Origin of the sequence: Cyclobacterium roseum (genome assembly GCF_010119225.1) — a bacterium.
Taxonomy (GTDB): Bacteria; Bacteroidota; Bacteroidia; order Cytophagales; family Cyclobacteriaceae; genus Cyclobacterium; species Cyclobacterium roseum.
On record NZ_WNKF01000006.1, the window covers coordinates 96,299 to 114,786 of the forward strand.

The 18,488-nt window shown below is 45.4% G+C and carries 14 protein-coding genes; 5 read left to right on the forward strand and 9 right to left on the reverse strand.

The genetic code is table 11. The features are described 5' to 3' along the window. Nucleotides 1-9: 9 nt before the first annotated feature. Nucleotides 10-2,274 (forward strand): aconitate hydratase, encoded by a 2,265-nt coding sequence (locus tag GJQ68_RS10480; protein WP_162417242.1) that lies wholly within the window; start codon nucleotides 10-12, stop codon nucleotides 2,272-2,274. 58 nt (nucleotides 2,275-2,332) lie between these two features. Here the strand turns inward: GJQ68_RS10480 and GJQ68_RS10485 are convergent, their stop codons facing one another. Beyond that, entirely contained in the window at nucleotides 2,333-3,256 is a 924-nt protein-coding gene (locus tag GJQ68_RS10485; protein WP_162417243.1) for a tetratricopeptide repeat protein, read from the reverse strand. After that, a complete protein-coding gene (locus GJQ68_RS10490; protein ID WP_162417244.1) occupies nucleotides 3,253-4,329 on the reverse strand; it encodes an AI-2E family transporter in 1,077 nt (358 codons plus the stop codon). The genes GJQ68_RS10485 and GJQ68_RS10490 overlap by 4 nt, the downstream gene beginning before the upstream one ends. 80 nt (nucleotides 4,330-4,409) lie before the next feature. On the opposite strand from GJQ68_RS10490, the gene GJQ68_RS10495 reads away from it, so the two are divergent. Further along, nucleotides 4,410-4,610, forward strand: a complete 201-nt coding sequence (locus GJQ68_RS10495) for a CsbD family protein (protein ID WP_162417245.1) — start codon at nucleotides 4,410-4,412, stop codon at nucleotides 4,608-4,610. A gap of 111 nt (nucleotides 4,611-4,721) precedes the next feature. Here the strand turns inward: GJQ68_RS10495 and GJQ68_RS10500 are convergent, their stop codons facing one another. After that, nucleotides 4,722-5,642 carry a mechanosensitive ion channel family protein gene (locus GJQ68_RS10500; RefSeq protein WP_162417246.1) on the reverse strand — a complete coding sequence of 307 codons (921 nt, stop codon included), beginning with the start codon at nucleotides 5,640-5,642 and terminating at the stop codon, nucleotides 4,722-4,724. A 203-nt stretch (nucleotides 5,643-5,845) separates the two neighbouring features. Here GJQ68_RS10500 and GJQ68_RS10505 point away from each other — a divergent pair, with 203 nt between their 5' ends. Both GJQ68_RS10505 and GJQ68_RS10510 read left to right on the forward strand, forming a co-directional pair. Further along, nucleotides 5,846-6,742, forward strand: coding sequence for a hypothetical protein (locus GJQ68_RS10505; protein WP_162417247.1), 897 nt, complete (start codon nucleotides 5,846-5,848; stop codon nucleotides 6,740-6,742). Then, a complete protein-coding gene (locus tag GJQ68_RS10510; protein WP_162417248.1) occupies nucleotides 6,739-9,564 on the forward strand; it encodes a CHAT domain-containing protein in 2,826 nt (941 codons plus the stop codon). Before GJQ68_RS10505 ends, GJQ68_RS10510 begins: the two co-directional genes overlap by 4 nt. Before the next feature lie 30 nt (nucleotides 9,565-9,594). Here GJQ68_RS10510 and GJQ68_RS10515 read toward each other — a convergent pair whose 3' ends face one another. From GJQ68_RS10515 to GJQ68_RS10525, 3 genes are all read right to left on the reverse strand, one after another. Then, nucleotides 9,595-10,383 carry a hypothetical protein gene (locus GJQ68_RS10515; protein WP_235941336.1) on the reverse strand — a complete coding sequence of 263 codons (789 nt, stop codon included), beginning with the start codon at nucleotides 10,381-10,383 and terminating at the stop codon, nucleotides 9,595-9,597. A 110-nt stretch (nucleotides 10,384-10,493) separates the two neighbouring features. Beyond that, the gene (locus GJQ68_RS10520; protein WP_162417249.1) at nucleotides 10,494-11,282 is read right to left on the reverse strand and encodes a tetratricopeptide repeat protein; all 789 of its coding nucleotides are present in this window, start codon (nucleotides 11,280-11,282) and stop codon (nucleotides 10,494-10,496) included. Beyond that, the gene (locus GJQ68_RS10525; RefSeq protein WP_162417250.1) at nucleotides 11,272-11,883 is read right to left on the reverse strand and encodes an RNA polymerase sigma factor; all 612 of its coding nucleotides are present in this window, start codon (nucleotides 11,881-11,883) and stop codon (nucleotides 11,272-11,274) included. Before GJQ68_RS10525 ends, GJQ68_RS10520 begins: the two co-directional genes overlap by 11 nt. Before the next feature lie 282 nt (nucleotides 11,884-12,165). Between GJQ68_RS10525 and GJQ68_RS10530 the strand changes: the two genes are divergently transcribed. Next, nucleotides 12,166-13,224: a LacI family DNA-binding transcriptional regulator gene (locus GJQ68_RS10530; RefSeq protein WP_162417251.1), complete on the forward strand. Its 1,059-nt coding sequence runs from the start codon at nucleotides 12,166-12,168 to the stop codon at nucleotides 13,222-13,224. Nucleotide 13,225: 1 nt separating this feature from the next. Here the strand turns inward: GJQ68_RS10530 and GJQ68_RS10535 are convergent, their stop codons facing one another. From GJQ68_RS10535 to GJQ68_RS10545, 3 genes are all read right to left on the reverse strand, one after another. Next, nucleotides 13,226-14,632, reverse strand: coding sequence for a neutral/alkaline non-lysosomal ceramidase N-terminal domain-containing protein (locus GJQ68_RS10535; RefSeq protein ID WP_162417252.1), 1,407 nt, complete (start codon nucleotides 14,630-14,632; stop codon nucleotides 13,226-13,228). 239 nt (nucleotides 14,633-14,871) lie between these two features. Then, a complete protein-coding gene (locus tag GJQ68_RS10540; protein ID WP_235941352.1) occupies nucleotides 14,872-16,254 on the reverse strand; it encodes a neutral/alkaline non-lysosomal ceramidase N-terminal domain-containing protein in 1,383 nt (460 codons plus the stop codon). 452 nt (nucleotides 16,255-16,706) lie between these two features. Next, complete coding sequence (locus GJQ68_RS10545; protein ID WP_162417253.1) at nucleotides 16,707-18,476, reverse strand: RagB/SusD family nutrient uptake outer membrane protein; 1,770 nt, start codon at nucleotides 18,474-18,476, stop codon at nucleotides 16,707-16,709. Between the last annotated feature and the right edge of the window lie 12 nt (nucleotides 18,477-18,488).

The window sequence follows — 18,488 nt, forward strand, 5'->3', positions numbered from 1 at the left end:
TTATCATCCATGGTTTTTGATATAGACATGATCAAGTCGGTCTACGCCGCATACCCAAAACGTATCGCCGCAGCCCGAAAAGCAGTGGGCAAACCGCTCACCCTTACCGAAAAAATCCTTTATGCCCACCTTTCTGAAGGGGAAGCTGCTAAGGCGTATGATCGGGGAGGCTCCTACGTTGATTTCAAACCTGACCGGGTGGCCATGCAGGATGCCACTGCTCAAATGGCATTACTGCAATTCATGCAGGCTGGCAGGTCTCAGGTGGCGGTTCCTTCTACGGTGCACTGTGATCACCTGATACAGGCCGAAATAGGTGCCAATAAAGACCTGGCAAGGGCCAAAGACAAAAACAGGGAAGTGTACGATTTTTTATCTTCGGTGTCTAATAAATACGGATTGGGATTTTGGAAACCTGGTGCAGGTATCATTCACCAGGTAGTGTTGGAAAACTATGCTTTTCCTGGCGGAATGATGATTGGTACCGACTCGCATACCCCCAATGCAGGTGGTTTGGGAATGGTTGCCATCGGCGTAGGCGGAGCGGATGCCTGTGACGTGATGGCAGGACTTCCCTGGGAATTGAAATTTCCCAAACTTATTGGCGTAAAACTTACCGGGAAGCTTTCCGGATGGACCGCCGCAAAAGATGTCATTCTAAAAGTGGCTGGTATCCTGACTGTTAAAGGTGGAACCGGATGCATTGTGGAATATTTCGGAGAAGGAGCCCGTTCTTTATCGGCAACCGGAAAAGGCACTATTTGCAACATGGGTGCTGAAATCGGTGCGACCACCTCCATATTTGGCTATGACGAAAAATCCGAAGCCTACCTGCGAGGAACCGACCGCTCGGAAATAGCCGACCTGGCCAATGGAATTAAAGAACACCTGACCGGTGATGACGAAGTATATGCTTCCCCGGGAGATTATTTCGACGAGATCATCGAAATCAACCTGTCCGAACTCGAACCCCATATCAACGGACCGTTTACCCCTGATTTAGCCTGGCCCCTTTCCAAGTTTGCGGCGGCCGTTAAAGAAAATAACTGGCCTCAGAAACTGGAAGTTGGATTGATCGGCTCCTGCACCAACTCTTCCTACGAAGATATATCCCGCGCAGCTTCCCTGGCCGCTCAGGCAGTGGATAAGAAATTAAATGCCAAGTCCGAATTCACGATTACTCCGGGATCGGAACAAGTGCGGTTTACCGTGGAACGTGATGGCTTTTTGGGCATTTTCGAAAACATGGGCGGTGTGGTGCTGGCCAATGCTTGCGGCCCCTGCATCGGACAGTGGGCCCGACATGGTGCCGAAAAACAGGAAAAAAATTCCATTATCACCTCTTTTAACCGGAATTTTGCGAAAAGAGCCGATGGCAACCCCAATACCCACTCATTTGTGGCCTCCCCTGAGATTGTGACAGCCATGGCCATCGCTGGTGATCTGACCTTTAACCCCATGACCGATACCCTCACTAACGAAGACGGGTCTCAGGTGAAATTAGAAGAGCCGGCAGGTCTGGAATTGCCCACAAAAGGCTTTGCGGTGGAAGATGCCGGCTACCAGGCTCCAGCGGCAGATGGCTCTTCCGTAGAGGTAAAAGTGGCACCGGACTCTGAGCGCCTGCAACTCCTCGAACCCTTTTTGCCCTGGGAAGGTACTGACCTGAAAGGGCTGAAATTACTCATTAAGGCGAAAGGGAAATGTACTACCGACCATATCTCCATGGCGGGTCCATGGCTACGATACAGAGGACATCTGGACAACATTTCCAATAACCTGCTGATCGGCGCAGTCAACTTTTACACCGAAGAAACCAATAAAGTAAAAAACCAGCTGGATGGTAGCTATGGAGAAGTTCCTGCCGTACAACGCCAATACAAACTTCACAACATCGGTTCGGTGGTAGTAGGGGACGAAAACTATGGTGAAGGATCCTCACGTGAACATGCGGCCATGGAACCGCGATTCTTAGGAGTACGGGCCATCCTGGTAAAATCCTTTGCGCGAATCCACGAAACCAACCTGAAAAAACAAGGAATGCTCGCGTTGACGTTCGATAATCCTGCTGATTATGAGCTAGTACAAGAAGACGATTCGATCGATATTGTTGGACTGGATCAATTTTCACCCGGTCAATCTCTGAAGGTAATTCTGAACCACAGCGACGGCAGCAAGGATGAAATCAAGGTAAATCATACCTATAATGAGGGCCAGATAAAGTGGTTTCAGGCAGGATCGGCACTAAACCTGGTAAAGGAAAATGCCATCTAGTAAATAAATCTAAAAAGTAATCACTAAAAAAGCCACGAACCCATTTTCGTGGCTTTTTTTAGTTTCCATTCAGGTATTCTTCAACCAAATCGATCGTGGGGTCCTTTTCGTAGACTTCTTTAAGAAAACGTTCTCCCAACTCCTGATCCCCTTTTTTGTAATAATAAATCCCCTTGTTCCGAAGCGCATGCAGGTTTTGGCTATTTTGTTTCAAACTAAAATTTATATCCTTTAGGCCTTCTTCCAGGTTCCCCAGGTACAGGTGATACAATCCCCTGTTGTTGTAATAAAAAGATTGGTCCTTTTCAATTTTGATGGCTGCCTCCACAGCGGCCAATGCTTTCTCGTACTCACTATTTTCGAAATGAAGTAAGGACTGGAGGTTGTAAACCATACTGTGCTCCGGGTCAAGTTGCTGGGCCTGGGACAAATCCCGTCTAGCCGCTTCCAAAGCTCCCATTTGGTAGTTAACGGTAGCCAGGTTGATATAAAGCTCTACATTTTCAGGGTCCAGTGTCAGGGATCTTTCAAAGGCTTCCCGGGCGGCGGTATAGTTTTTTAAAGCCGATAGGATAAGGCCTTGAACAAAATGCGCCTGACTATCCTGATCATCTTTGCCGATCAAAATTTTGGTGTCTTCCAGTGCTTTGTAATTTTCGCCAAAGTCCAGGTGAGCCATTGCTCGTTGTAACCGGGCTTCCCGGTAACCATCCTCCAGCGAAAGGGCTTTAGAGTAGTCTGCAATGGCCTCCTCATAGCGGGACTGCCGATAGTAGGCCATTCCGCGATTGAAATAGCCTTCTTTAAATTCGGGATCAATATCGATGGCCTCAGAATAATAGGAAATCGCTCCTTTGGCATTTCCTTCTGCCAATTCATTATTCCCTTTCAATAAAAATCTCCCCTTCTTACTCTCGGTAGAATCACATGCAACGAGGGTACAGGTCACCAAAAGCAGGAAATAAGTCCATTTTCCACTCATTTCTTTCTTCTTAATAGCGGTTTAATCTCTTCTTCTCCAAACAAATATGCGTAAGGTTTGGTGCTATCTTTCAGTTCAAAAATCCGTTTTAATATGGCCAGGGTCGGAATAATCAAAATCATACCGATCACTCCCCAGATAGCACCTCCAATTAACAAACCTAAAAAGGTCATCAAAGCATTCAGATTTACATTTCCCCCAACAATTTTCGGCGTTAGAAAATTGCTTTCTATTAACTGGATAACCGTGAATGTAATGACGACCATTAGGGGATAAATCAAGCCATCCATGGTCAAAAACGCGAATATAAAAGGAAGAATAGCACCCAAAAAGGGCCCCAAATACGGGATGATGTTCAGCAGTGCTGCAAATAACCCAAAAAACAAGGCATGTTTTACACCAATTCCATACAATGCTGCCGTGTTAAGTACTGCGAGAATCCCCATGACCTTAACCATTCCAATGATGTAATACTGTACTACCTTTCGCAGGCCTCTAATTTTTGATTTTACGTTTTCTTCCTCTTCCGGATTAAAAAATTTGGTGATAAAATTTGCTAAATGGTCCCGATAAAGCAACATAAAAAATATAAAAACCGGGAGCAAAACCACACCAGAAAGAGAGCCAATCGTAGATAATAAGAAATTAGAAACGGTTTCACTATTGGATTCCAGCAGATCAAATAATTGGGTCTTATCCAAGCCATTTTCTATCCCTAGGTTTGCGCCGAACAATTTGGTTGCCATTTGATCCAGGTCGGCCAAATAGCTATTCAGCCTTCCGGTAACATCTTCAAAGTCCCTGGAAAAACTCCTGACTTGCAGAATGACCAATGCAATCAGTCCAAGAATGACCGCGAGGGAGGTTAAAAGCGATATCAATGCAGCCACGGGGCGGGGCACCCGCTTGGATTCCATCCAATTGCATGCCGGTATCAATAGCATCGCAATGTATCCACCCAGCATAATGGGAATCAGTAAACTTCTTCCCATGATTAATATAAAAACAATGACAATTAGCAGTAGCAAGATAGTCAGGGCCTTTAAATGACCCGGAAGTTTAATCGTTGTCATGAATTTCCCGTTTTGGAACAGTTATTGTAATAAATAAAATACAAATTAGTATATAATTTTTCACTTAAACCAATGATATTATGTCAACTAATCTTAAGCTGAAGGGCAACTGGAACGAATTGAAAGGCAAATTGAAGGCCAAATACGGAGAACTAACCGATGACGACCTGGCTTATGCAGAAGGACAGGAGGATCAACTAGTTGGAAAACTCCAGCAAAAAACAGGAGTTGCCAAAGAGGAACTCAAAGAAATGCTCTTCACGGAAGAAAAAGCCAAGTAAGGCATTCTCTATGAATTGAATAAAGGGTTGCCCCAGAAAATGGGCAACCTTTTTTTTAGCCGCTATTTTTTTCCGAAATAGGATCCAATCTCAAATCCGGTGAAGAAAAATTTACTGCTCCGGGGTTTTTCGCACCAACAGTTCGGTTCTAGCCATTTGCTCCTGAAAGGTCTCTCCACCCTTAATCCCAAAATCCAACGTACGTATGGGGAAAGGAATGGTAATCCCATTTTCATCAAATGCTTTCTTAATATTTTTGACTGCCTGATTTTTGGCAACGATGTAGGCTCTGTTTTCCCGGCTGTATTCCAACCATATGTTGACGGAAAAATCGATGGAACTGTCTCCAAACCCTTTCCAAAAGAGGGATACATCTTCTCCTTCAATTTTTCCAGGCACGTCTTTTACCGCCTCCAAGGCTACTTTTTCCACCAGTTCTAAATCTTCCCCATAGCTGACACCACAATCAATTCGTATTCTTCTCCTTCCTTCCTCTGTGTAATTGGTGAAATTTTCCTGAAAAAGAAAGCGGTTGGGGACATAGACCATAGGTCCGTCAAAGGTTTTTACCTTCGTTACCCGCAAGTTTATGTCCACTACATTTCCCATGATTCCATCATGTGTTTCAATCACGTCTCCTATGGCATACGGTTGCTGAAACGTAATGTAAATACCCGACATAAAATTGGCAGCCGTATCCTGAAATGCAAATCCCAAGGCCAGCCCAATGATTCCCAGTCCTGCCAGGATCGATGTCACGGTGCCCGTCAGGTTTAATATAGCCAATGTCAGCATCAATCCGGCCAAGAAAATGCCCAGAAATATGAGCCGGCTCAAAAACCCGCTGATGGTCTCATCTAAATGCACCTTCACCAGTTGTTTTTTGGAAAAGCCTTCCGCAAACCGGGAAAGAAACAAAAAAAGAATAAAAACGATTAAAGCCAGAATAAGATTGGGCAAATAGCCTACCAAGGCCATTGACCATTGTTCTAATTTTTCCAGAAGTGTTTGTAGAATTTTGGATGTATCCATCGAGTTAGCTGGTTTACGCTATTAATTGTCGTTTAGAACGAAAGGTACAAAAAAAGCGTAAATTTCAGTAAATTGGCCTTTTCACCTTAGGAATAAAAAATCACCGTTACAATTATTGCATCATAAGGACCATTTTTGGGGAAAATGTGTTACATATTCTATTATTGATGCAACTTAAAAAGAAACGATTAATGGCATATCTGATGGCATATCTTAAAAAACCACATTTTGGTATTTTACTGTTTTCTCTAATTGTATTTTCATGCAATGTTGAAGAAAATGGAAATAATGGTCCTGACATTACCCTAAACCAAGATTGCAGTGAATTTTCCTACACGGACACCTTGTTTTTTATTAGCGATACCACTGCTAATCTGATTGAGCCTATTGGCATTTCGGGTTCGGGTAGTTTTTCAGCCCAACCGGAGGGATTGGCGATCGATCCTGAAACCGGTGTTATAGATGTAAACGCAAGTGAAACCGGCTTAAAGTACGAAGTCAGCTTTACCCGGGGAGAAAACCAATGTCAATTTCGACTGACCATCGCCGGTATCAATTACCTGGATGGAATTTTTGTAGTCGACCAGGGAGAGGCCTTTATTCAGCCTGTTTATAATGGAGACCAATCGGCTTTACCTCCTTGCGATGAAGATGAGGATGAAGACGATGACGACGATGAGGATGAGGACGATGAGGATGATGAGGAATGTGAATTTGATGAGGAAGGCCCGGGCGGAGAACGGCTTGCTGATCAGGGTTTGATTGTAGAGGATGCAACCGGAACAATCGACCTGCAGCAGACATTGCAAAACGATTTTTTTGGTCCCCAGCCAGAAAATGGAGTGCAAAAAGATGTAACGCTATATTACCGGCTTAACGATGGGAGCATGCGCGCCCTAAATTCGATCGGATTGAAATTCTTTTACTATGAGACCATGGAAGACGTTCCCCAGACCCTGATTGATGAAATTCAGGCAAAGCAGGACCAAATTTTATCTACCAAATCTGCCAATGACAATTTAAGGCTGAATTTTGATCGGCCGAGTACCAGAAGGCCCCGTCCTCCCTATCTCGTGGTGGTTTCCCGGTTTTCAAGATGAGCGGTGTAGCTTATATCATCAGGAATAGCGTTCATCATCTTGGATTAAATGTGTTCTTTTTGCTATTTATCATGTCGGATTTGGCTATGGGACAGGACGAATCTTGGATAAAGAAGTACGAAACAGCCCTGAATTACTTTAATGCGGAAAATCCGACCTCTCGCACTGATAGTAGTGCGACAGCATTACTTACGGAAATCATCGAAAGCCAACCCAATGATCTTATCCCTGACACCCTTCTCTTGGACGCATATGAAAAATTGGGGGTTTTACACCTGATACAAAATCAACCGGAACAAAGCATCCAACTACTCCAACGCGGGGTTCGTTTTACACAAGAAAGGGCCTTGTCAGATACCCTTTTATTTGCCTCTTACCTGTACCTGGGAGAAAGTTTTTTTTTACAAAATCAGATTGACAGTAGCCTTCATTTTCTGAATCAGGCAGAGAAATCCCTGTTGGATAAAAAGGACAAAGCCGATACGGGTAGGTTATATAATTCGTTGGGAGTCATTTATTACGAATCAGGGAATTTTTCCCAGGCGGTTAATTATTTTTCCAGGGCAAGGTCAACGCTGCTAACCAACTCCGCCTCAGCATCGGTTCCGGAAAACCAATATGCCCTAATGAGCTTACTCAGCAACGAAGCCGCAGCATGGACCAATATGAAAAATTTTGATAAAGCCGCTACCTTATATGCCGAGGCGCGTGATCTAAATGTGGAAACCCGTGAAATAGAAAAAAAACTGGCCTCGCTCTACGTAAAAAAGGAAGAACCCGATACGGCACTTTTTTACCTTCAAAGGGCCTGGAATGATTCTGAAACTGATAATCTATTATATCAAAACGTCCTGGCCGAAATCTATTTACTTAAAGGGAAGCCAACGCACGTGACGCGACTTTTGGACTCCTTGCAAAACAACCAAGGGGCTGCTCCAAAGGAAGCGGAACCTACCTCCTATCATTACAGAGGAGGGAAATCCTACCAATTACTGGGCAAAGCCTGGCTCGAAAAAGGCGAGTACCAAAAGGCTCTGGATGCTTTTCACAAGAGTATTTTGTATTTTGATGAAGGTTTTACCCATCCGGATATCTTTCAAAATCCAACGCCGGGAAGTGTAAATTGGGGGATGACCGATCTATTTGAAACCCTGTTGCTCAAAGCAAAAAGTGCCCGGTTACTGGCGGGTGAAACAAACGATGTTCGCCTTTACGATTTGACTTTCGAGACCTTTCAGGTAGCTTTTGACCTGGTTTTTTACATGAATAATTTGTACGATAATCAGGAAGCGCGACTCTTTCTGGGCGAGGCCATTCGTAGTGGGTATGAATCGGCCGTATTGGCTGCCATCGACCGATACGAGCAGACCAACCAACAGGCCCACTTGATACAGGGTTTTATCTGGGCAGAAGAGAGCAAAGCCAGCGCACTGGAACTTGCAAAAAATGAGACCAGGATAAAAGACAAGGCCGGAATTCCAAAAGAACTTTTACAGGAAGAAAAGGCCCTTACGTTTCAACTGACCCGGGCTAACCGCAGGCTGGTGGATAACGTTGCTCCTGAAAAAACGGAAGCACTGGAAACAGCCGTCCGAGATAAGAAATTGGCCCTTAGCAGGCTGTATGCTTCTTATAATGGATTTGATACTTATTTTAACAAGAAATTGGCGGCAGAAAGAATCGCATTTTCCAGCCTTCAGGCTCTGGTAGATTCCGGTAACCTGGCCATCGTCAGTTATTTTGTTGCTGATGAGAATGTTATTTGCTTCACGTTTAGCCCGGATGGCCTGAAATTCGCTGCCACAGCAAATAAAAATGTTGTCCGGGAGGCCATTAGGGCAACACAAGCAAACTTACTTGAATCCGGAGGAAAAACCCGGAAAGCACTAGAAGAACAGTCCTCAGCAGCCTATGACCTACTAATAGCCGATGCCTATCTGCATTTGAAACCGTATTCAAACTGGGTCATTTTACCGGATCAGTTTTTGGTACATTTGCCCTTTGAAATGTTGATAGATACAAAAGGAAATTATTTAGTAGAAAACCATGCGATTACCTATCAGTATTCCGGAAAATTGCTGCAATTGGATCCGAATCCCGTGAGGAGTACTCGTCAGGCGCTGGGATTCGCTCCATTTACCGTGGCCCCGTTTTCTGAAGACACCACTACCTTTAACCAGCTTCCTTATTCAGAATCAGAAATACAAGTGCTGGAGGGAAGGGTCTTTACTGGAAAATCCGCTACCAAAACGGCTTTTTTGGATCACTCTGAAGACGCATCTCTCATTCACCTGGCTACGCATGCCGTAACGGGCCAGGACAGTACTACCAATGCCTATATTGTGTTTTCCCCCTCCGAGACGGATCATTTGCTGCATGATGAGGAGTTGTACCAATTATCATTATCCAATACTTCATTGGTTTTTTTAAGTGCTTGTGACACGCACACCGGAAACGTGATGAGAAGTGAGGGACTAATAAGTCTTTCCCGAGGCTTTTCCTATGCAGGATGCGCTAATGTGGTCAGTAGCATCTGGAAAGCAAATGATAAGGCCACTGCCTATCTCAGTCGTGATTTCTACCACTGGATCGCTAATGGATATGACTACGCCGAGGCCTTGCATCGAGCAAAATTTAGCCTTATGAACGATCCCGAAATGGCGCAATACCGCCATCCCTATTTTTGGGCTAATTTGGTTTTTATAGGTAACCCAACAAAAAAGTCAACTCCCTTTTTCGGGTTTCCCTTACTTTGGGCTCTATTTGCTTTTTTGACAGGCTTGGCCACTTGGCACCTTTGGACAAAAAAAGGGAAAGCCTGAGCCTTCCCTTTTTAAAATTAAGTAACCCGCTCAATCAATGTCTATCTCAATTTCAGCATCCACCTCGATCCTATTCGTTATCTTTTGGTAAAGCGATTGATTGTTATCCTGATTAATTAACATCAACCCGTCATCATCCAGATCCGCATTTTCCAGTTCGATATCACTGATTCCAGAAAACCAACGCGAAGGGACCAACTCAAATAGGATCAAGGGATTATTTACCCTGTCTACCACAATTCGGGCATCATCTGCCTCAATTTCTACTTCAAAATCAATCTCATCTCCATAATATTCGTAGCGAAATGGAACTTCCTCTCCACTATCGTTGGAGTAGGTACCATTCAACTGTATGGAGGGTTCGTTTCCGAAGTCAATCAAGTCGATTTCCATCTCAATTTCCTCATAGGATCCTTCTGGGATCTGAATAAAGAAATCGGTGTCCGTATCGAACTGGTCAAAAGTAACTTTTTTTACTTCATCAAATTCAACCTCATATTCCCACTCGCTTCCTTCTTCATCGCCATCATCGTCGTCATCGTCGAAGCTACCGGCAGGATTCAAACCTTCCCGGTTAAAATCACCTTCCAGTTCCATTTCTAATTCCTGAATCTGAATAAACCCATCCACAAAGTTCAACCCATGAGCAGAAGTTCGGGAACTGGCGGAAGACCCGGCATCGTTTTGAAGTTTGAACAACATTCCGATAGTACCGTCTCCGGTTCCCGGTACCATGTCCTCATCGGTAGTACAACTTGTAAAGCCAACACCCAACATAAGTAGGGTTGCTGTGGCAGTTAATTTTTGTCTAAGCATCATAAATAATTGTTATTTAGTTTCTCTTTTGTCGAAGTCCGGACAGGATTTGTAACCAATTAGCGAAAGAAAATTAAAAACTATTTCCAGTGCGGTATTGATTTTTTTCTGTCTTAAAGCATATGTTGTAGTCGAATAGACCACTCCTCCGTCCAGGAAAAATTTGAATGGTACTTATGTTGCTCCTCGGACCTCATCTTTTGAACGAGACGGAGGGCTTGTTCGTATGCTCCTTGCTTTAAATATGCCATGGCCATAAAAAAATCAGCCTCGTCCTGGTAATCATCGGTCTGATTATCAGTATTATCCGAGTCAATTTTCTGCAAATACCGCATCGCTTCCTCCGGGTCGTTTAATTCCAGCGCAGCCGTAGCCAGAAGCAAAAGTTCAAAAGCATCAAACTCCTCCAGCGTCTTTTCCGCACTTACCTGAAACATCTGCTTAAATTCCCCATTGATATACAGGGACTCCAATTGACTTTCCTGACTGCCTGCCCCTCTTTCCAGCGCAATCTCGTAGGAAATAAAGTTGTTTTTATATAATTGCTCTCCATCTGCCTGGAATAGCCACAGTACATAGCCCAGCGAACACAGAAATAACAACGAGGCCGCAATTTTAATCCAGAACTGCATGGGACGCACCTTGCCTTCCAGTTTCGGTGTAGAAACAGAAGTGAACGATTTGTTCTCAATTCGATGCTGCAAAAAGTCGTGCTGAATCTCGTTTACAGATGACTTGTACCCCTTAAATTTGATAGCTCTGATCGTAAAACGCATCAGTTCCAACCTTTCCCTTATCGCCTGACTTTTCTCCAACTCTTGCTCCAACAACTGCTTTTCACTGGAATCTAACGTCCCATCCAGGTAATTTAGCAGGAAGCGATCATCGTATTTATTTTCCATATCCCAATGCGTTTTTTACCAAGTCGTTCAAATGTTTATTCCCTTCAATCTGGTTCATCAGTTCCTTCATGCATTTTAATTTGGTATTTCGGGCAATTTGATCGTTGGTATATCCTTCCTGTGCTGCAATTTCTTTCATCGACAGGTTCTCATAATAAAACAAGTGTAATAACTGCCTGCATTTCTTTCCTAACTTCTCAAATAGACTCATTATCAATTGGTAACCTTCCACTTCTTCCAGGGTTTTACTAATGTCCGGTTCTTCCCGTTCCTGCTGTTTGGAATAGAGCTGATCCCGATTCAGGGTGCTTTTTCGCTTTCTGAGCGTCGTCAACCAAATATTACGATTAATACCATATAACACCGAATTGATACTTGAATCTCCACGAAACCGATTGGTTTCTACTAAGTTCAAAAACACCAGCATGGTTTCCTGTATGGTATCTGCAGCATCCGCTTCATTACCACTGTTTTGTAGAATGTAATTTTCCAATACACCATAATATCCTTCGTAAAGTTGGCGTATGGCTTCGTTAATCTGATTGGAGCCGGAAATTGCTTCCAGGATTTCCTTGTCAGTCCAAACCGTACTTTTTCCCATACATGACCATTTGTTAGTAGAACCAAAGGTAACCAATGTAACCAGATTTGAGAAAAAAAATGGGTTGTAGCCGGTTTCAGGTAGGGTGAAGAAACGGAAACCTTTAATCTTTCGATCTTTGCCTATTTAAATCAAGCGTTATTAGTGGATACAAAGAAAAAAGAATTGATCAAATTTTCAATCTTACGACTTTGAAATAATTTTCCTAACTTGATCCAGCTTGGTCAAATCGAACGAATTAAGGGCTGTAACAGAAAATTATTTTATTGGGTTATATCTGGAATGAAGAAATATAGAAAGTTATCTGGGGTAAAAGAGATTGCCAGGTTGGCTGATGTTTCCATAGGTACCGTTGACCGTGTCATCCACAACCGAGCGGGTGTGTCGGCCAAAACCAGATCCAAAATAGAGTCGATCATCAAGCAACTAAATTACCAACCGAATATTTTAGCCAGCAGGCTGGCTTCGGGTAAAGTGTATCGGCTAGCTGTATTGATCCCCAGAGGATCAAAAAGGACCGATTTCTGGGATGCCCCCCTCAATGGAATCAAACGGGCGGAAGAAGAAATCAGGCAATACGGAATTTCTGTAGCCACTTTTTTATTTGACCTGAACGACAAAAGCACCTTTATTGCGTCCACTGAAAGAATAAAACAACAAAATCGCTTTGATGGAGTCCTGATGGCACCATCATTTGTAAAAGAATCCATCAAATTCATTCGGTATTGCCAGGAACAATCGATCCCGTTTGTCTTTATCGATAGCAATATTGAGGTAAATGGGAGCCTTTCCTACATCGGTCCTCCCCTCTTCGAAAGTGGATTTCTCGGTGCCCGTCTATGCACCTTCGGCATGAAAACCACTAAAAAGATCCTATTTATCACCATCTCCAAGGAGAAAAACAGGTATAACTATTCTAAGATAGAGGAAGGGTTTAAAAACTATTTTTTTGAAAATGATGTAGACCACCAGCTTATCAAACTGACGATCACAGATACGGAAAAAGAATCGGTGTTTCGAAACCTCGAAAAGGCTTTTGTCCAACATCCGGATATAGAAGTCATTTTTGTGACCAATTCCAGGGTTTTTTCGGTAGCGCAGTTTCTGGAATCAAAAAAATACACGCAGATTCATCTCGTTGGCTACGATTTTTCGAAAGAAAACCAATATTACCTAAAAAATGGTTTGATAGATTTTCTAATATGCCACAAGCCAGAAGAACAAGGATACAAGGGACTCATGAGTCTTTATCATCACCTCGCCCTTAATTTACCGGTGGACGAAATGTATTTCATGCCTATCGATATCGTCACCAAGGAAAACCAGGATTTTTATCGCTGAATTAATCAGGTATCAAACTAGCTTCTAAACGCGGAACTCCCACCTGACCGGCAAGTCGAATACACTCGTGCAGGATATCAATTTCGATGTTTGAGGCCCAGGTACTGGGTAAGCCATATACCATTTGGGAAGAAGCACCCTCATAGCCTCCTTCTCTAAGAATGGTTGCAGTGGGGATATAAGCCATCACATCATTGGAATACCCCATTACAAATAGTTGTTGCCCAAAAATCTTTTTCAGCTCAACAGCATATCCTACGACGGTTTCACCTCCCAAAGTGATTATGGACTGGTCTCCCAACTTCCATACCTGAATAGGGAAAGGATATGTTTTTATCGTTTCCAAACCTTTGCTTCTCTCTTCCTTCATTCGGCTCGCCCATCGTTTCTGATAACCTGAAGCGGTGGAAATAAAGGTAGTAAGCGTCTCCATGCCAGGGGGGGCTGTTAACGCCAAATCAATTTCGGAATACGCCGTTTGGATTCGTGGCGCTAAGGCTCTCATGGTCTCACTCAACACCCGCTCTACGGCGGCAGCCAAACTTTTCCCGTATTGTTGCGCAAGAAAAACCGTTCTTCGCGGGAGGGGATTTTGGTCCGCCCCTGCGCCTTGAAAAAAGAGGGCCACTGCTCCTGGATAATTTTTCTCCAGTTCAAGCTGAGCAAAACCCGGATAATCCCCTGAAATAGCATAGTCCCCCAACACCGTTGGATGACAGGCATAGCCAAACGCAATGGCCAAAATCTCACCCGCTGCGTTGGCTACCTTGATTACCGGTACGGCGTAATCGTTTGGCCCCCGCAATTCGGTTTGCCGCAGCAGGCTGTTCTCTGCATTATTTCTGCGATTTACCTGAAAGCGGGTGACACCGTTTTCCACGAACAAATGGGCCGGTTGAAGCGAAGCCAAGGCTGCTGCCACCAATTGGAACATGTTAGCGACCAGGTCCTTTGAGTAGCGGCTCACCCGCTGCTTCTGTTCCGGGTCCATGGGATAGATATCGGAGAGGGAATTTTCGAGTACCGGACCGGAGTGGGTATGGGAGCTATTGATAATGATCTGGGATTTTTCAAGTCCATGCCTTTCTTTCAATCCGGATCGGATTTGGTCGGACAGGCCTTTAGGCATGGCCAGAAGGTCCGCCGTAATCAGAACGACTTGCTCTCCGGAAAGATCTTCCAGGGCGAGGGCTTTGATCCAAATGGGGTGTCGCACGCGTTCGGATGGATGGTCCCTTCCGCCGTACCCGGCCAGCCATATTGGGTTTTCGGGTGTGATATCTATCTTGGCTACTCCTGCTTTCCATTGCATGGAATCCTGCTGCAGGGCTACCCCGGCGTACCCGGTAGTAAAACGTAGTAGTAGCGCGATGATAATTGTGAATACACGAAGAATGGATAGTTTCATGGTCTCTTTTTTTAACTGTTTATTTTTTCCTTCGATCGGTGTCGAAACCGGTTCGAATCGCCTTCCCTTTCTTTTTGCTTACCCGGCAACGTCAGCCAATCGTCTCCAACAGGGCAAATGGCGCATTTTGTAGGAAAACAGACCGCTAAAGTCCTTTTGCCCTAAAACCCACTTTTCACGGTTTAAAATAAGCCGGATGGGGATCGTCCTCCATGGGGTTAGGGTTCGATGAGGATGTATTACCGAGTCTGTATTCCGGCCCCTTCTGCCAATTTCAATGCCTCGGCCAATATGCGTTCTTCGATATCAAACGCCCAGGGACTCGTAAAAATGGGCGAACGGCTCCCTTCGTAACCTCCTTCCTGCAACACGGTCCTGGTAGGAATGTAGGCCATGACATCGTTGGAATACCCCATCACAAAGATATCCGGGCCGAATAGGTGTTTCAATTCGATCGCATAGCCGATCAATAATTCCCCCCCAAAGGAGAAAATGGCCTGGTCCCCCAATCTCCAAACCTGAACGGGATACGGATAGGAAGTGATCAGCGACTCTCCTTTGTCTAGTTTGGCGATTAACACCCTGGCGTTTTGCTTCAGGTAATCGGGATATCCGGAGTCCTCTCCCGTAATTTCCACTAACTCCTCCCGGCTCGGCGAAGGCTTGGCAAAGGTCAGGTCAATTTCGGCATAGGCAGTGGCCAATTCACTGTCTAATGGCCTCATTTCTTCGTGAAGTACCCGTTCCACCGCAGCGGCCAATTCCTTTCCGTATTGCCGGGCCAGGGGAACCGTGCGTCGTGGCAAGGGATTCTGGTCCGCACCTGCCCCCTGGAAGAACAGCGCGGTGGTTCCGGGATAGCGCTTTTCCAGTTCCAACTGAGCAAATCCTGCGTAATCGCCGGAAATGAAATAGTCGGAAAGCACCGTCGGGTGGCAGGCATAGCCAAAAACCAGGGCAATCATGTCCCCCTGCTCCGCTGTTATTTTCAGTACCGGTACGGCATAATCATTTGGACCATTCAACGTCTCCTGATTCACCAAACTGGCTTCTTTATTATTTCTCCGATTTACCTGAAAACGCGTCACGCCGTTTTCAGCGTACAGCTGAACCGGTTTCAGGGATTTCATCGTACTGCCGACCAAATCGACAATTTTATCCTCCAGGCCTTTCGCATACCTTTTGATTTTATCCAATTGTACCCCGTCGAGTTGGAATTGATACCTTGCGTAATCGGTTTCAGGTCCGGTATGGGTATGGGAGCTATTCAAAATCACCTGTTCCCTGGACAACCCATATTGATCCATCAGCCGATCGCGTATCCGTTGGGACAGTTCCTGTCGAATACCCACCAGATCGGTGGTGACCAGTACGGCCAGATTTCCGGAGCGATCTTCCAATACCAGGGCCTTGGCCCAAATCGCATGCCGTACTCCTTCCGAGGGGTGGTCCCGCGCAGCATAACCCGCCATCCACATAGATTCCTGCGGAGTAATGGCTACAGTCGACACGGCCGCTTTCCAGCCAGAAGAAGGCTGTTGAGAAAAGGCAGCCTGGTTGATTCCCAAAAAAGGGAGTGTCCAGATAAGGTGGGATAATAGTTGAGTAATTGTTTTCATCATGTCGTAGTATTCGTTTGTCCTTGGGTTTATTGACCAAAAAGGCTCAATGGTTTCTGGTATCGTTTGTCTGCCTGACAAATTGCCGCTAAAACCGGATGGAATGATCTGCCCTCCGCCTCTTCTCCTGTTCTGATGGATAGCAGCTTGTTTCCTTTCTACCAGGCTGGAATCCGAGACTGATACCGTTTGGAAAATGGCTCCCCGATTCGTTTATTTAAACCATACGTATAGCCCACCGTGGCTGCAATGGGCGATTGCCTTCACTCAGCGGTCGGGGCTCTTTTCATAGGCCAGCCATTTTTACTTTCCAATCGCTGAGATGGTCCTGGATGGCACCCGCAAGTAGCCGGGCTAAGGAATTCAGCGAGTCAAGACCCAATAAATCCCCCACTGCCTTCCCTATCAAACGGGCCGGGTACAGTGGGAGCTATTCTTTGGGATGCCTTGTTTTTTTATTCGATCACTTCCAGCGGAGGGACATTGTTGGCAGACCCGGTATACCCCAGGTTCTGATTGATCCTTCCCAAGGTGTTGGAATTGACCATGTCATCATCTATGGGCCACTGAAAATGATACGGCATGATTCTGGGCCGCTGACCCAAAAGGATGATTTCATCTGCCCGGTCGTAGAAGTTATTCAGATTCCTCACGCGATCGTAATACCAGTTGTTCTCATGAAGGGTTTCCAGGCTGTACCCCCCTTCGTTCCTTGCAGCCATAATGTAAGACACCCGGTTCAATTCATTTTGCCGGGGTTCTTCGGCAAACAACTCCCTTGCCCTTTCGTCAAAAATGAAATCGATGGTCACGTCGCTGGCGCCGATTGCGGGAGCATTGGCCCGCTGCCGGACGGTATTGAGGTCTGCTGCAGCACTTGCAGGATCTCCCTTCCAATAATAGGCTTCGGCTCTAATAAGGTAGGTTTCTGCCAACCGATAGATGTACCAATCTCCATTACTTCCCATTGGAACACTGGTTTGATCCGGCGCATTTGGCGAATAGGTTTTGTAAAAAGGAGACGGATACACCCTGGCCCAATATTCGGAGGGAATATCCATATTTTCAGGGTCGAAAGGTTCCATGTATTGGGAGGAAGCGGGATTGTTGTAATACAGTTCCTCTCGGTCAAACCAATTGATATCGGCCCTTCGCAAATCGGGGGTAGTGGTATAGTCGAAACCGGCCTCTTCCCAAATCTCGTAACTGTGCCAATCGCTTAAGGCCACATCCGGGTTGCCCCTTCCCAGCGAATCGTAGAGAGGCCCCCTGTCGATGGTTCCCCGGTTGCCGTCCTTGTCCTTACCGATAGAGGAGTGCCACCAGGAACAATTATACACCCGCATGGTAAACAAGCCAGGCGTTCTGGCGGTCGGAGGTGCTTCCCATCTATCCACAAAAGCCAATATGGTTTCCGTGTTCTGTCCACTATTTTTGTTGGCATGCCGATGAAGGTCCCATATCACGTTTTTGGCAGGATCATCCGCTTCCACCCCGAAACGTTCGGTCATCAGGGCATAGGGTCCGTCGATCACTCTGCTGGCTGCGGCAATGGCCTGATCAAATTCCATATTGGCCAGGTAGATCTTAGACAGTAAGTGGTCCCCGGCACCTTTTGTCGGAATACCTGGTGCAGCGGAAACAGGCAGGTGCTGTACCGCAAATTCCATATCCGATTGGATCTGATCCAGGATGGCCCATCTGCTGTGGCTCTGAAAATCCAATCGCACTCCCCTTACTTCTTCCTTTAAAAAGGGCAAATCGCCATAATTGCCAATTAGCCTGTAATACCAATAAGACCGGTGCCAAAAGGCTTCCGCCAACACTTCGTTTCGATCCTCCTGGTCTGTCCATTCCAGGTCGTCAATTCTCGTAATGGCCACATTGGCATTCTTTACCATTTCAAAAATATCATTGATCTGAGTGACAAATTGTTGGTACCTGTCCGAATTCGGGGTCAGGGCAGTATAATCCATTTGAAGCCAGGGCACTCCTGCTTCAGAGGCTGCCCATTGGTGGGCCATGAAGTTTTTTTGCGCCGTTTGTTCCCGCGTAAGGTCCTTTCGCATGGTCACCAAAAGCGCTTCAAAACCCGCGCGGTCTACGAATACGTTCTCCGTGGTAAAGAACGACAAGGGTTGCGGCTCAAGAAAATCTTCATTACAGGCTGCAGTTACAAAAAACAGCAGCGCAAACAAAAGCAATCCATTTATATATCGTTTCATCTTTTTGGCAAT

Coding starts and splice junctions, on each gene's coding strand:
- GJQ68_RS10540 (WP_235941352.1), bottom strand. CDS start 16,254: ATGATGAAAACAATTACTCAACTATTATCCCACCTTATCTGGACACTC.
- GJQ68_RS10510 (WP_162417248.1), top strand. CDS start 6,739: ATGAGCGGTGTAGCTTATATCATCAGGAATAGCGTTCATCATCTTGGA.
- GJQ68_RS10495 (WP_162417245.1), top strand. CDS start 4,410: ATGTCAACTAATCTTAAGCTGAAGGGCAACTGGAACGAATTGAAAGGC.
- GJQ68_RS10490 (WP_162417244.1), bottom strand. CDS start 4,329: ATGACAACGATTAAACTTCCGGGTCATTTAAAGGCCCTGACTATCTTG.
- GJQ68_RS10545 (WP_162417253.1), bottom strand. CDS start 18,476: ATGAAACGATATATAAATGGATTGCTTTTGTTTGCGCTGCTGTTTTTT.
- GJQ68_RS10480 (WP_162417242.1), top strand. CDS start 10: ATGGTTTTTGATATAGACATGATCAAGTCGGTCTACGCCGCATACCCA.
- GJQ68_RS10535 (WP_162417252.1), bottom strand. CDS start 14,632: ATGAAACTATCCATTCTTCGTGTATTCACAATTATCATCGCGCTACTA.
- GJQ68_RS10505 (WP_162417247.1), top strand. CDS start 5,846: ATGGCATATCTTAAAAAACCACATTTTGGTATTTTACTGTTTTCTCTA.
- GJQ68_RS10520 (WP_162417249.1), bottom strand. CDS start 11,282: ATGGAAAATAAATACGATGATCGCTTCCTGCTAAATTACCTGGATGGG.
- GJQ68_RS10530 (WP_162417251.1), top strand. CDS start 12,166: ATGAAGAAATATAGAAAGTTATCTGGGGTAAAAGAGATTGCCAGGTTG.
- GJQ68_RS10525 (WP_162417250.1), bottom strand. CDS start 11,883: ATGGGAAAAAGTACGGTTTGGACTGACAAGGAAATCCTGGAAGCAATT.
- GJQ68_RS10500 (WP_162417246.1), bottom strand. CDS start 5,642: ATGGATACATCCAAAATTCTACAAACACTTCTGGAAAAATTAGAACAA.
- GJQ68_RS10485 (WP_162417243.1), bottom strand. CDS start 3,256: ATGAGTGGAAAATGGACTTATTTCCTGCTTTTGGTGACCTGTACCCTC.
- GJQ68_RS10515 (WP_235941336.1), bottom strand. CDS start 10,383: ATGATGCTTAGACAAAAATTAACTGCCACAGCAACCCTACTTATGTTG.